The organism is Streptomyces sp. NPDC036813 (assembly GCF_055609245.1).
In genome coordinates, this window is sequence record NZ_JBVJPV010000002.1 from 221786 (window position 1) to 234734 (window position 12949).

11 protein-coding genes are annotated in these 12949 nt (G+C 74.3%); 6 read left to right on the forward strand and 5 right to left on the reverse strand.

The window, feature by feature from the left end:
* Nucleotides 1–72 precede the first annotated feature (72 nt).
* Entirely contained in the window at nucleotides 73–1713 is a 1641-nt protein-coding gene (pgm, locus tag ACZ67Q_RS05050) for a phosphoglucomutase (alpha-D-glucose-1,6-bisphosphate-dependent) (protein ID WP_471176526.1), read from the forward strand.
* A gap of 62 nt (nucleotides 1714–1775) precedes the next feature.
* Here pgm and ACZ67Q_RS05055 read toward each other — a convergent pair whose 3' ends face one another.
* Genes ACZ67Q_RS05055 through ACZ67Q_RS05065 form a run of 3 tightly spaced genes read right to left on the reverse strand, consistent with a single transcriptional unit; the run spans nucleotide 1776 to nucleotide 4914 of the window.
* On the reverse strand, nucleotides 1776–2474 hold the full coding sequence (locus tag ACZ67Q_RS05055; RefSeq protein WP_471176528.1) for an alpha/beta fold hydrolase: 699 nt from the start codon (nucleotides 2472–2474) through the stop codon (nucleotides 1776–1778).
* A gap of 60 nt (nucleotides 2475–2534) precedes the next feature.
* Nucleotides 2535–3617, reverse strand: a complete 1083-nt coding sequence (locus ACZ67Q_RS05060; RefSeq protein ID WP_471176531.1) for a 5'/3'-nucleotidase SurE — start codon at nucleotides 3615–3617, stop codon at nucleotides 2535–2537.
* A gap of 52 nt (nucleotides 3618–3669) precedes the next feature.
* Nucleotides 3670–4914, reverse strand: a complete 1245-nt coding sequence (locus ACZ67Q_RS05065) for an MFS transporter (RefSeq protein WP_471176534.1) — start codon at nucleotides 4912–4914, stop codon at nucleotides 3670–3672.
* A gap of 270 nt (nucleotides 4915–5184) precedes the next feature.
* Between ACZ67Q_RS05065 and ACZ67Q_RS05070 the strand changes: the two genes are divergently transcribed.
* The 3 genes from ACZ67Q_RS05070 to ACZ67Q_RS05080 all read left to right on the forward strand — a co-directional run bounded on the left by ACZ67Q_RS05070 (nucleotide 5185) and on the right by ACZ67Q_RS05080 (nucleotide 8946).
* The gene (locus ACZ67Q_RS05070; RefSeq protein WP_471176536.1) at nucleotides 5185–6246 is read left to right on the forward strand and encodes a YihY/virulence factor BrkB family protein; all 1062 of its coding nucleotides are present in this window, start codon (nucleotides 5185–5187) and stop codon (nucleotides 6244–6246) included.
* A 245-nt stretch (nucleotides 6247–6491) separates the two neighbouring features.
* Nucleotides 6492–8576 carry an ATP-binding protein gene (locus tag ACZ67Q_RS05075; protein ID WP_471176539.1) on the forward strand — a complete coding sequence of 695 codons (2085 nt, stop codon included), beginning with the start codon at nucleotides 6492–6494 and terminating at the stop codon, nucleotides 8574–8576.
* A 10-nt stretch (nucleotides 8577–8586) separates the two neighbouring features.
* The gene (locus ACZ67Q_RS05080) at nucleotides 8587–8946 is read left to right on the forward strand and encodes a transglycosylase family protein (protein WP_471176541.1); all 360 of its coding nucleotides are present in this window, start codon (nucleotides 8587–8589) and stop codon (nucleotides 8944–8946) included.
* Nucleotides 8947–8950: 4 nt separating this feature from the next.
* Here ACZ67Q_RS05080 and ACZ67Q_RS05085 read toward each other — a convergent pair whose 3' ends face one another.
* Nucleotides 8951–9586, reverse strand: a complete 636-nt coding sequence (locus ACZ67Q_RS05085; RefSeq protein WP_471176544.1) for a response regulator — start codon at nucleotides 9584–9586, stop codon at nucleotides 8951–8953.
* On the reverse strand, nucleotides 9583–10827 hold the full coding sequence (locus tag ACZ67Q_RS05090) for a sensor histidine kinase (protein WP_471177696.1): 1245 nt from the start codon (nucleotides 10825–10827) through the stop codon (nucleotides 9583–9585). The genes ACZ67Q_RS05085 and ACZ67Q_RS05090 overlap by 4 nt, the downstream gene beginning before the upstream one ends.
* 195 nt (nucleotides 10828–11022) lie before the next feature.
* Between ACZ67Q_RS05090 and ACZ67Q_RS05095 the strand changes: the two genes are divergently transcribed.
* A complete protein-coding gene (locus tag ACZ67Q_RS05095) occupies nucleotides 11023–12108 on the forward strand; it encodes an ABC transporter permease (RefSeq protein ID WP_471176546.1) in 1086 nt (361 codons plus the stop codon).
* A complete protein-coding gene (locus ACZ67Q_RS05100; RefSeq protein WP_471176549.1) occupies nucleotides 12105–12785 on the forward strand; it encodes an ABC transporter ATP-binding protein in 681 nt (226 codons plus the stop codon). The genes ACZ67Q_RS05095 and ACZ67Q_RS05100 overlap by 4 nt, the downstream gene beginning before the upstream one ends.
* The last annotated feature ends 164 nt before the right edge of the window (nucleotides 12786–12949 follow it).

The following is a 12949-nucleotide window of genomic DNA, read 5'->3' on the forward strand; positions in this document are numbered from 1 at the left end:
TACGACCTGGAAAGATGAGCAGGGCAGGAACGATCTACCAGGGACCGAACCCAACCGGAGGAGCGGGCACACATGCAGCACGAGCGAGCGGGCAAGCAGGCCGGACCCGAGGACCTCGTCGACGTCGCCCGGCTGGTCACCGCGTACTACACACTGCACCCCGACCCGGCCGAACCGGCCCAGCGCGTGGCCTTCGGCACGTCCGGTCACCGCGGCTCGTCCCTGGCGACGGCCTTCAACGAGGACCACATCGCCGCCACCAGCCAGGCGATCTGCGAGTACCGCCACGCCCAGGGCATCGACGGGCCCCTCTTCCTCGGCGCCGACACCCACGCGCTGTCCGAGCCCGCCAAGGCCACCGCCCTGGAGGTGTTCGCCGCCAACGACGTCACCGTGCTCATCGACAGCGCCGACGGCTACACCCCCACCCCGGCGCTGTCGCACGCCATCCTCGCCCACAACCGCGGCCGCACCTCCGGCCTCGCCGACGGCGTCGTCGTCACCCCGTCGCACAACCCGCCCGCCGACGGCGGCTTCAAGTACAACCCGCCCAGCGGCGGCCCCGCCGGCTCCGAAGCGACCTCCTGGATCCAGGACCGTGCCAACGACCTCATCCGCGACGGGCTGAAGGACGTCCGCCGCATCCCGTACGCGCGGGCTCTGGCCGCCGCGACCACGGGGCGGTACGACTACCTGGGCGCCTATGTGGCCGACCTGCCCAGCGTCCTCGACCTGGACGCCGTCCGCTCGGCCGGTGTCCGCATCGGCGCCGACCCGCTCGGCGGGGCGTCCGTGGCGTACTGGGGACGCATCGCCGAACAGCACGGCATCGACCTGACCGTGGTCAACCCGCTCACCGATCCCACCTGGCGCTTCATGACGCTGGACTGGGACGGCAAGATCCGCATGGACTGCTCCTCGCCCAACGCGATGGCCTCGCTCATCGCCCAGCGCGACCGGTTCCAGATCGCCACCGGCAACGACGCGGACGCCGACCGGCACGGCATCGTCACCCCGGACGCCGGGCTGATGAACCCCAACCACTACCTCGCCGTCGCCATCGACTACCTCTACCGTCACCGTGAGCAGTGGCCGGCCGGCGCCGGTGTCGGCAAGACCCTGGTGTCCTCCGCGATGATCGACCGGGTCGCCGAGGGCCTCGGCCGCCGTCTGGTCGAAGTACCGGTCGGCTTCAAGTGGTTCGTCGACGGACTGCTCGACGGCTCCCTCGGCTTCGGCGGCGAGGAGTCGGCCGGCGCGTCCTTCCTGCGCCGCGACGGCTCGGTGTGGACCACCGACAAGGACGGCATCCTGCTCGCCCTGCTGGCCTCCGAGATCACCGCGGTCACCGGCCGGACCCCCTCGCAGCACTACGCCGACCTGACCGCCCGCTACGGCGAGCCCGCCTACGCGCGCACCGACGCCCCCGCCACCCGCGAGGAGAAGGCGCTGCTCGGCAAGTTGTCCCCGGCCCAGGTCGGCGCCGACACCCTGGCCGGTGAGGCCGTCACCGGTGTCCTCACCGAGGCCCCCGGCAACGGCGCGGCCATCGGCGGCATCAAGGTGAGCACCGCCAACGCCTGGTTCGCGGCCCGCCCCTCCGGCACCGAGGACGTGTACAAGATCTACGCCGAGTCCTTCCTCGGCGCCGACCACCTCGGCCGGGTCCAGGAGGAGGCCAAGGGCGTGGTGCTGGCGGCCCTGGGCGGCTGACGCGGCGCGCCCGGGCCGGCCGACGCGGCGTGATCCCGCGTCGGCAGGCCCGGACGCGGCGATCAGATCCAGCCGTCGAGCGCCTTGAGGAACCCCTCCAGATCGTCGCGGTGGAGGGTGTGCCCGGCGCCCGGCACGGTCCGCACCTCGAAGCCGCGGCCACGCAGCCGCTCCGCGTCGCCCGGCCCCACCAGGAAGCTGGGCTCGGCGAGCGCCACCAGCGACGGGACCTCCGCGTGCCGGGGCAGGAAGCCCCGCAGGGGCGCGCCGCCCAGGAACTGCGCGGTCCGCGGATCCCAGTCGGCGAGGGTGGCCAGCTCCACGTCCACGTCCTCGTCGGCCCAGGCCGGGTTGAGCGCGGTGATCTGCTCACGGGTGGCGTTCTTGAAACCGATGAACACCGTCGGGTCCACGGCGGCCTGCGGGTCGGCGGTGGACCAGGCGGGGTCGGCGTACACGGCGCGGCCGGGCCGCAGCCGGTCCACGGCGAGCAGGAGCGACAGAGCGCCGAGCGAGTGCCCGACGGCGAGGTCGGCGCCCGCCGGGAGGGTGTCGACCAGGTCGTCGGCGAACAGTTCCGGGGAGTAGGCGGCGGCACGCGGCGAGCCGCCGTGCCCGCGCAGATCGACGGCGATCACGCGGTAACCGCGGTGGGCGAGCAGCGGGCCGACCCGGTGCCAGGTGCGGGCGTCGGACATGATGCCGTGGACCAGCAGAGCGGTCCGCTCGCCGGTACCCCATTCACGGGTGTTGAGCAGCACGGTCGTGGTTCTTCCCTTCGTGTGTGCCCGCTCGCGCGGGCGGCTTGTCGCGCCGGGGGGTCAGCGGTGGTGCCCGCTGAGGTACGCCCGCAGCCGGGCGGTGTCCTGGTCGGCGGGCGCGGTCCGGTCGGGTGTGAGGACGCTCAGGGAGACGTGACCCGCGGCGACCGCCGTGCTGTCGGCGTCCTCGCGTGTCTCGGTACGGCACCCGGGGGCCTGCGGGCACAGCGCGCCGCCCACGGTGAAGGTGCCGTCGGCTGCCTGCCGATAGGTGTGCACGGCCACCGTGCCGTCCCCGACCCGGGTCCAGCGCTCCCCCTTCGGCCCCGAACCCGCGGTCGCATCCGGGTAGTTGACGTTCAGCGCGTAGGTGGGGGAGAGCAGGCGGTGCGCGCGCAGCCGGGCCAGCAGAGAGGCGCCGTACCGGGCCGCCGCCTGGTAGGTCGCGTCGCTCGGCAGCGTCGAGCCGTCCGCGACCCAGGCGCTGAACGCCACGGCCGGTACCCGCTCGTCGACTGCGGCCAGCGCGGCTCCGGCGGTCCCCGAGTCGTTCACCTGCGAGCTCACGTTCGGCCCGGAGTTGACCCCGGTGACCACCGCGTCCGGCGCCGTGGTCCAGCCGGTCAGCGCCCGCAGTCCGCCGCGCAGCGCGAATCCGACGGTGTCCGCCGGCGTCGCGCTCGGCGAGGTGGACGTGCAAGCCGGTGTGCCGGCGGTGCGGCACAGGCCGAACACCGCGCCCCCGGTGGGCGCACCGGAGCAGTCTCCGGCGTAGCGGGCGGGCAGCTGCGTACGGCGCTGGGCCGTGAAGGCACCGCTGTTGCTGACGCTCGTGCCGGCGCCGCTCATGTACTGCCACGGCGCGAGCACCACCACATCGGCCCCGGCCGAACACAGCGCCTTGCGTATCTCGTACAGGCCGCGCCCGTCGGCGCCGTCGGCCCGGGCGGCCTGCATCGAGTCGTCGTTGCTCAGCAGGACCCGCATGCCGGTGAGCGGGGGCCGCTCACCGTGCCGGGCAGGGGCGGCGGGGGTGGTGGCCGCGCCCAGCAACAGCGCCGAGCCGAGGGCGGCCGTCACGGCGAGGGCGCGTGCGCCGCGCCGGCGGCCGGCCGGCCGCCGGGGGCGGTGTTTCGTCTGCATGGGTGAGTGTCCGTTCTTGTTCATACGACTGTTTTCCGGGCCGCGAGACCGGTCACCGCACGCTGCGGATCGGGCGCACCGACAGTGCTCCGGCGACGGAGAGGACGGCCGCGGCCACGAACAGAGCGGTGTAGCCGCCGGTGAGGGTGACGATGACCGAGGCGGCGAAGGGCGCCATGATCTGCGGTCCCGCGTTGGCGATGTTCAGCACGCCCATGTCCCGGGCGGCGTCCTCGGCGCTCGGCAGGACCAGCGTGACCAGCGCGGTGTCCACGGCCATGAAGCAGCCGAAGCCGAGGCCCACGACCCCGGCGAAGACGAGCACGGCCGGCCAGGTGGGGGAGAGGGCCGGGACCAGCAGGCCCAGCGCGGACAGCAGCGCCGAGGCGCCGACGAACAGTTTGCGCCGGTCGAGCCGGTCGGATAGGTAGCCGCCGAGCACGGTGGAGAGCATCATCGCGACGCTGGTCACCGGCGTCACCACGGCCACCGCCTCGGCCGGCTCCATCCCGGCGGGCAGGTCGATGTGGTCCTGCAGGATGTAGACCAGGTAGGTGTTGACCAGGAAGTAGCCCAGGACGAGCAGGGCCCGGCCGATGAACGCCCAGCGGAAGTCGGCCACTTTCAGCGCCCCGGCGAACGCCCTGACCTGCGCCGAGACCGGCGTGGACGGCCGCGCGGGCAGCCGCTGTTCCCGTGTACAAGCGGTGAAGGCGACGGCGGTCACGGCGACGAGTGCGCCGAAGAGCAGATAGCCGGTGCGGTAGCGGTCGGTGAAGGCGGCCGCCACCAGCGCGCCGGCGATGCTGCCCAGCGGCAGGCCGAGGCCCACGGCCGCGGAGGCCCTGCCGCGGCTGTGAAGCGGTATCCGGTCGGGGACGACCGAGGTCAGGGCGGCCTGGTAGACGTTCATCACGGCCTGTACCAGGCACCAGCCGATGGTGATGAGCAGGACCGTGTGCACGCTGCCCAGCAGGAACGCGGCGGGCAGCGCGAGCAGTCCGCCGCCCAGGATCCACGGGTTGCGGCGGCCGGTGCGGTCCGACAGGGCCCCGGCGAGCGGATTGAACACGGTCGCGAAGACCGCGGCGATCCCGGTGACGAGCCCCAGGTTGGCCTCCTTGTGGGCCGGGTCGACATGCTCCACCTGGAGGGCGAGCAGGACCCCGGCGACGCCGATGTAGAGCGCGTACATCGCGGTGTTGCCGAGCAGCAGCAGCGGCATCAGACCGCGTGCGGGACGGGCGGGGCCGTCGGGGCGGCCGGCGGCGGTGGCCGCGGGGGACGAAAGGGCCACGGTGCCCTCCTCGATGGTGTGGGCAGGCGGACCCCGGACGTGACGGCAGGCGGGAGACCGTGACGGACCAGGGAGCGGCTGATGAGGGAATTGAACGAGTTACACGTGTCAGTAACTCGTGTGGCTTCATTTCTTAACAGTCGGTCGGTGACCTGAAAAGACCCCCTGCACCCAAAAGATCCGAACGGAAACCAACAAAATGCGAGGTCGCCAGGGAGTGCCGGATCAACGTGGCGGAATGGGAGCGCGCGCGGGGGTTACCCGGCGGGCATGGCGAAGCTGCATCTTCCGGGACGGAAGGAACACGGCGACGGCGAGGCGGAACGCGCGCCCGCACCGGCGCCCGAGGACATGGGTCCCGGGCCCGATGTGGAGCGCCGGGCGCCCGACACCCCGACGAAACTGCCGAAGGGGGCATGGCGGCGGATCCTCAAGGGGAGCCTGCGGGAGTTCAAGGACGACGAACTGACCGACCGGGCGGCCGCCCTGACGTACTACGGGGTACTGGCCCTCTTCCCGGCGCTGCTGGTGCTGGTGTCCATCCTCGGCCTCACCGGCCGCTCGACCACGGACAAGGTGCTGGACAACATCCGCAAGCTCGCGCCCGGTTCGGCGCGCGACATCCTCACCCGGGCCGTCGAGCAGTTGCAGGGGAACGCCGGCATCGGCTCCCTCATGGCGGTCGTCGGCGTGGTGGTCGCGCTGTGGTCCGCTTCCGGTTATGTGGCGGCGTTCATGCGGGCGGCCAACGCCGTCTACGACATGCCGGAGGGCCGGCCCGTATGGAAGATCCTTCCGGTGCGGCTCGGTGTCACGGCCGTGCTGATGGTGCTGGCCGTGGTGAGCGCGCTCATCGTGGTCTTCACCGGAGGCATCGCCCGCAGGGCCGGGGACGCCCTCGGCCTGGGCGACACCGCCCTGACGGTGTGGTCGATCGCGAAGTGGCCGGTGCTGGTCCTCCTGGTCACCGTGATGATCGCGCTGCTGTACTGGGCAGCCCCCAACGCCAAGGTCAAGGGGTTCCGGTGGATCACCCCGGGCAGCTTCCTGGCCCTGCTGATCTGGCTGATCGCCTCCGGCGGGTTTGCCGTCTACGTCGCCAACTTCGCGTCGTACAACAAGACCTACGGCACCATGGCCGGCGTCATCGTCTTCCTGGTGTGGCTGTGGATCGGCAACCTCGCGGTGCTGCTGGGCCTGGAGTTCGACGCGGAGACCGTGCGGCAGCGGGCCATCGCGGGCGGGCTGCCGGCCGGCACCGAGCCGTACACGCAGCCCCGGGACACCCGGACCTGGGACGAGGAGGACCTGCGCCGCTTGGACGACTCCTGACACCGCGGCGGGTGCGCACCTGGCGGCCGGGGCCGCCGTCCGTGACCGACGGGCGGCGGCCTCGTCGTACACATGTCCATGTGCTCACCGTCCGGTGTGGTCCGGCGCGCACCCGCGCCACCGGCGGTGACCACGACCCGTTGGGTAGCTGAGGCGCCGCTTGCAGTGACGGTTCTGCACCCGGGGCGGCCGACCCCCGGGCCGCGGCGCCGACGGTCGCCCATGCCGTACGACGACGGGGAGTCATGCACGTGTGGACAAGTGCCGGCGCGCCAAAGCCGCCGTCCGCGCCCCTGGTCGGCCGCAGCCGCGATGTCGCCCGGCTCACCGGCCTGTTGACCCGCCACCGCCTGGTGACCGTCACCGGCACGGCGGGCCTGGGCAAGAGCCGACTGGCCGCCACCGCGGCCGCCCGGACCGCCGACGCACCCTGGGGACAGGCCGTCACCGTCCGCGTCCAGGGCAGCGGACCGGCCGCCCCCGGCACGCTGACGGCCGCCGTCGTGGAGGCCCTGGCCGGACGAGCACTCACGGCCGCGCCCGGGACGCCGACGGCTACGGTGACGCAGGCCGTGACCGGCCGTCCATCGGCGCACGGTTCCGGGACGCCGGCGCCCGCGGCACCCCAGGCCCTGGCCGGACGAGCGGCCACGGCCCCTGGCCTTGCCACCGTCCTGCCCGTCTCCCCGCTCCTGCTGTTCCTCGACGACGTCGACCCGGCCCACAGCGAGTGCACCGGTCTCGTGCAGCGGTTGCTCATGGCGGCGCCCGCCCTGCGCGTGCTGGTGACCTCGCGCCGACCCCTCGGGCTCGGGGACGAACGCGTCCTGCGCCTCGCCCCGCTGCGTACCGAGGCCCGTGACGGCGCCCCGGCGCCGGCGGTCCGCCTCTTCCTCGACCGCGCCCGGCGGGCAGCACCGGAGTTCGCCCCGGCGGACGGCGACCTGCCGGCCATCGGCGCCATCTGCGGCCACCTGGAAGGCAATCCGCTGGCCATCGAACTCGCCGCGGCCCAGGTCGCCCACCACCCCCTGCGCCGCCTCGCCGCCCTCACCGCGCGTCGCCAGGGCTGGCTGTCCGACGCCGAGGCCACCCTGCGGCGGCACCGCTCGCTGCGCGCGGCCGTTGGCGCCGACTACGTGCTGTGCGACCGGGACCTGCGGATGGTGTGGGGCCGGGCCGGTGTCTTCGCGGGGTCGTTCGCCGAGTCGACGGCGGTGTTCCTGTGTGCGGGCGGTGGCGTGACGCCCGACCAGGTCCCGTCCTGCCTGGCCCGGCTGGCCACGGCCGGCATCCTCACCCCGGTCACCGACCCCGGCGGCGTCGTGCCCGTCCGCTACCGGATGACGCGCGCCGCCCGCGAGTTCGGCACCGAGCGGCTGCGCGAGGCGGGGGAGTACCCGGTCGCCGCGGAACGCCGGGCGATCCACTGCCGCCGCGTGGCCTCCGTCGCCGCGGACCTGTGGCACGCCGGCGGCCAGAGCCAGGCGGCACAGCTCGCGCGGGACGAGCACGCCGACCTCACCGCCGCCGTCCGGCACGCCCTCACCGAGCCCGGACAGGCCGAGACGGCCCTGGAGACGATGCTCGACCTGTGGTTCTGGTGGGGCGTGTACGACCACGCCGAGCAGGGCGGTGACCACCTCGTACGGCTGCTCCCGCTGTGCGACCCCGAGGGCCCTCTCACGGTCCGGGCCCTGTGGCTGACGGCCTGGCTGCGGGCCGGCACCCATCCACGGCAGGCCGGCGAGCTGCTCGCCCGGGCCTGGCCGGCGGCCGTGCGTGCCGGCGACGACGCCACCGTCGGCCGGATCGCCCATGCCCAGGGTGTCCTCGCACTGCACCGGCACGATCTGCGGGCCGCCGCCGAGCACTTCGAGGACGCCGCGCGGATCATTCCGCCCGGAGCCCCCGGCGGCCCCTCGGCGGCGGTCGCCCTGTCGGCCCTGGCCATCGCCCAGGCGGCCTTCGCGCCGGGCGCCGCGCGCCGCAGCGCCCACCGGGCCCTCACCCGGCCCGAGACCCGCGACGACGCCTGGGCGTGTGCTCTCGCCCGCTACGCCCGGGCCTTCGTCGACCACCATCAGGGCCGCACCGCCCGCGCCTGGCGCCGGGCCGGCCGGGCCCTCGCGGACCTGGACGGGCAGCCCCCGCCGCTCGGCGCCGCCGCCCTGCGCCGGCTGCTGGCCGACCTCGAGACGGGAGCCCGGGACACGCCCCGCGCGCCCGTGCCGCGCCCCGCCGGGGAGGCGCCGGAGCGTCCCCCGAATGCAGGCGACATGACACGACCGGCCGCGGAGATGCCCGCTTCATATCGTCACATGATGTAACAGTACGGGCATGAAATCGCTGCAGAGAGTGATGCCCCGTGCCGCCGCCCGCCCGTCCCGCCGCGCGAGGACGGCGCTGGTGCTCGTGACGACCCTGGCCGCGCTGAGCACGGCCGCGACGACCGCCGAGGCCCAGCCGAGGTTCGGAACGGACTGGGACGCCATCGCGGCCTGCGAGTCCGGAGGCAACTGGAGGGCCAACACCGGCAACGGCTACTACGGCGGCCTGCAGTTCAGCCGATCCAGTTGGCGGGCGGCCGGCGGGCTCAGATATGCCCCGCGCGCCGACCTCGCGACCCGGCGTCAGCAGATCAAGGTCGCCCGGCGCCTCGCCGCCCAGCAGGGCATGTCCGCCTGGGGCTGCGCCTGACCCGTCAGCGACGGATCAGGCCCAGATCCGTGGCGACGGCGACCGCGGCGGTGCGCGAGTCCACGCCGAGCTTGGCGTACACCCGCGCCAGGTGCGACTTCACGGTCCCCTCGGTGAGGTGCAGCCGCCCGGCCACGGCCTGGTTCGACAACCCGTCGGCCACCAGGCCCAGCACCTCCGTCTCGCGCCGCGTGAGCGACGTCCCCGGCGTGCGCAGCCGGTGCAGCAGCCGGTCCGCGACCGCCGGGGCGAGCGCCGAACGGCCGGCCGCGGCGGTGCGCACGGCCGCGGCCAGCTCCTCGGGCCGCGCGTCCTTCAGCAGATAGCCGGTGGCCCCGGCCTCGATGGCGGGCAGGGTGTCGGCGTCGGAGTCGTAGGTGGTGACGATGACGACGCGCGGCGCGCCCGGTCGCGCCGTGATCGCGGCCGTGGCCTCGGCGCCGTTCATACCGCCCTTGAACTGCAGATCCATCAGCACCACGTCGATGTCCCCGCCGGCCGCCCGTACGACGGCCTCCTCGGCGGTGGCGGCCTCGGCCACCACGGCAAGACCGGGTTCGGTCTCCAGGACGGCGCGCAGTCCGGCCCGCACCACGGGGTGGTCGTCGGCCAGCAGCAGGCGGATGGGCGCGTCGGTCACGGGCGGGCCTCGGGCTCGGAGTCGGTGGACGGGGTCAGCGGCAGCCGCACGTGCAGGGCGGTGCCCCGCCCCGGCGCGGACGTGAGGGCGAAGGTGCCGCCCAGCTCCTGCACCCGCGCCCGTGCGGCGGCGAGACCGAACCCGCCGCCCTCGGGGTCGGGGACCGGCAGCAGCTGCGGGTCAAAACCGGTGCCGTCGTCGACGACATCCAGGGTCACCTCCGCGCCGAGGTGGCCGAGCGTGATGTCGACACGGGTGGCGCGGGCGTGGCGCACGGTGTTGGACACGGCGGACTGGGCGATCCGCAGCAGCGCCACCTCGTGCCCGGTGGGCAGCGGTGCCGGTGTGCCGGTGCGGTGCAGGCGCGCGGCGAGCGGATGGCGCGCGGACGTGGTGACGCACAGCCGTTCCAGGGCGTCGGCGAGCGTGCTGCCGTCCAGCGCCGGCGGGGCGAGCGCGGCCACGAAACGCCGGGCCTCGGCGAGGTTGTCCACCGCGGCCTGCCGTGCCTGCTCGACATGGCCCGCCGCGACGTCCACGGCGCCGGGCAGCGCCCGCCTGGCCGCGGTCAGCAGCAGCTGGATGCTGGACAGCCCCTGGGCGAGCGTGTCGTGGATCTCGCGGGCCAGCCGCTCCCGCTCGGCCAGCACCCCGGCCGTGTGCTCGGCGGCGGCCAGGTCGGCGCGCGTCGCGGTCAGCTCCTCGATCAGCCTGCGCCGCTGTTCGCTCTCCCGGTACAGGGCCTGATAGCCCCACACCACGGCCACCGCCACGGCCGCGCCGAGCGCCGGACCGATCGCCATCGCGGGGCCGAAAGAGCCCTGGTGTGCGGCGAAGCCGGCGATCGCGGCCGCCGCGGTCGCCGCGACGGCGGCCAGACCCGCACGCCGGGGCAGCAGGTGGAGCTGCAGGAAGTACAGGGGGAACGCCACCCACACCCCGTCGGCGGTCAGCGCCAGCAACCCCAGCCATACGACGCCGACGGCGCCCAGCCAGACCGCGGCCGCCCGGCGCGAGACCCGCACGCGCGGCAGCAGCGGACCGGCCGCGTAGACGAGCCCGCAGAGTGCGGCGACGGCGGTGACCGCCGCGGGACGGGGCCCGCCGGAGGCGACGGCCCGGACGGCGGCCAGTGCGAGCAGCCCGACGACCAGCAGATGCAGGCACCAGGTCAGGACCCGGGTCGTCGGGGTGGTCGGGGGTGAGGTGGTGGCGGTCACGGCCCTTGCGCAGATGTTCACGGTGCTCACGGATCAGGGAGGTCTCCGGGCCACCTTACGGTCCGCACGCCGGGCGCCGCCTCTGTCGAAAGGTGCAAGCGCCCGGACATCTTTCGGCCCGCGAAGTGCACTCCCCGGCCGGATGTGCGCGCACCGGGCCGGGGGAGAAGGTGGGGCCGTTCCCCTTCACCCTCGTGGAAAGGCCTGGCCACAGCCGTGTTCGTCGCCTGGCGGGACCTCCGCTTCGCCAAGGGGCGGTTCGCCCTCATGGGTACCGTCATCGTGCTGATCACCCTGCTGGTCGGCCTGCTGTCCGGACTGACAGCGGGCCTGAGCCGGCAGAGCACCTCAGCGATCACCTCTCTTCCCGCCGACCGCATAGCCTTCGACTCCCCGGCCGGCGGCCGCGGCCTGTCGTACACCGATTCCACCGTCACCGAGGAGCAGTGGCGGCTCTGGGCCGCCACGCCCGGTGTCACGCGTGCCGAACCGCTCGGCATCACCCCGGCCAAGGCCACTGCCGGGACACGCAGCGCCGGGGTGTCCGTCTTCGGCGTGCTGCCCGGCTCCGCCCTCGCACCCGACGGCGACCGCATCGACGACCGCTCGGCGGTGCTGTCGACCGGGGCCGCCGACGATCTCGGTGTCGAGGCCGGCGACACGCTCACGCTCGCCGGGCACCGGCTGACGGTTAGCGCCGTTCGAGGAGACGCGTCGTTCAGCCACACGCCGGTCGTGTGGACCAGCCTCACCACCTGGCGCGGCACCGCACCCCCCAGCGGGGGCGCGGGTACGACCGCGACGGTGATCGCCCTGACCACGGCGCCCGGCACCGACCTGACGGCCGCCGACGCCCGGGCCCACACCGAGACCGTGTCCAAGGACGCCTCCCTGGCCGCGATCGGCTCCTACACCTCCGAGAACGGCTCCCTGCAACTGATGCGCGCCTTCCTGTTCGGCATCTCCGCGCTGGTCGTCGGCGCCTTCTTCACCGTGTGGACCATCCAGCGCAGCGGCGACATCGCCGTCCTCAAGGCCCTCGGCGCCTCCACCGGCACGCTGCTGAAGGACGCTCTCGGGCAGGCCGTCGCTGTGCTGACCGGCGGCACCCTGGTCGGCACGGTCCTCGCCGTCACCGTGGGCGCCCTGGTCGCCGGGCGCGCGGTGCCGTTCGTCCTCACGCCCGCGACGGTCCTCGTGCCCGCCGGTGTCCTGGTTCTGCTCGGTGCGCTCGGCGCCGCGCTGGCCGTCCGCCGTGTCACCTCCGTCGATCCGCTGACCGCCCTGGGGAACGCCCGATGAGCCTGCGTCTCGCCGACATCACCCTCACCTACCCCGACGGCGAGCGCCGCCTGACCGCCCTGGACCACGTCAGCCTCACCGTGCCGAAGGGCAGCCTGACCGCCGTGGTCGGCCCCTCCGGCTCCGGCAAGTCCAGCCTGCTGGCCGTCGCGGCCACCCTGCTGACCCCGGACCACGGCACGGTCACCGTCGACGGCACCGCCACCACCGGCCTGTCCCGGGCCGAGCTGACCGGGCTGCGCCGGCGGCGGATCGGGCTGGTGTTCCAGCAGCCCAGCCTCCTGCCCTCACTGACCGCCGTGGAACAGCTTAAGGTCATGGCGCATCTCGCCGGCCGTCGTCCCGGCGCGGCGCGCGGAAGGGCCCTGGAGCTGCTGGACGCCGTCGGTCTGTCCGGGCAGGCCGCGCGTCGCCCCCACCAGCTCTCCGGCGGCCAGCGCCAACGCGTCGCGATCGCCCGCGCGTTGATGAACGAGCCGACGGTCCTGCTGGTCGACGAGCCCACCAGCGCACTGGACCGGGCACGCGGCGCCGCCGTGATCGACCTGCTCACCCGGCTGACCCGCGAACGGGCCACGGCCACCGTCCTGGTCACCCACGACCCCACCCATCTGGGCCACGCCGACCAGGTCGTGGAGGTCCGCGACGGTCGGCTGCGGGACACCACGCGCACGTGAGCCGCCGTCATGAACGGCGTGTACACGGCCGTCCTGGCCGCCGGGCGTGCTGTGCCTCATCGGCGCCGTACTCGCGGCGGGCGGTGTGCGCCGTAGGCGCGAGACGGGGCCTGGGACGCGCCGTGCTCGCGGCGGCCGGTGCGCGGCGCAAGCGCGAGGCGGCC

Excerpts from the sequence above, each read along its gene's own strand:
- pgm (WP_471176526.1), top strand. The coding sequence starts at position 73 with ATGCAGCACGAGCGAGCGGGCAAGCAGGCCGGACCCGAGGACCTCGTC.
- ACZ67Q_RS05060 (WP_471176531.1), bottom strand. The coding sequence starts at position 3,617 with ATGCAGACGAAACACCGCCCCCGGCGGCCGGCCGGCCGCCGGCGCGGC.
- ACZ67Q_RS05075 (WP_471176539.1), top strand. The coding sequence starts at position 6,492 with ATGCACGTGTGGACAAGTGCCGGCGCGCCAAAGCCGCCGTCCGCGCCC.
- ACZ67Q_RS05070 (WP_471176536.1), top strand. The coding sequence starts at position 5,185 with ATGGCGAAGCTGCATCTTCCGGGACGGAAGGAACACGGCGACGGCGAG.
- ACZ67Q_RS05080 (WP_471176541.1), top strand. The coding sequence starts at position 8,587 with ATGAAATCGCTGCAGAGAGTGATGCCCCGTGCCGCCGCCCGCCCGTCC.
- ACZ67Q_RS05100 (WP_471176549.1), top strand. The coding sequence starts at position 12,105 with ATGAGCCTGCGTCTCGCCGACATCACCCTCACCTACCCCGACGGCGAG.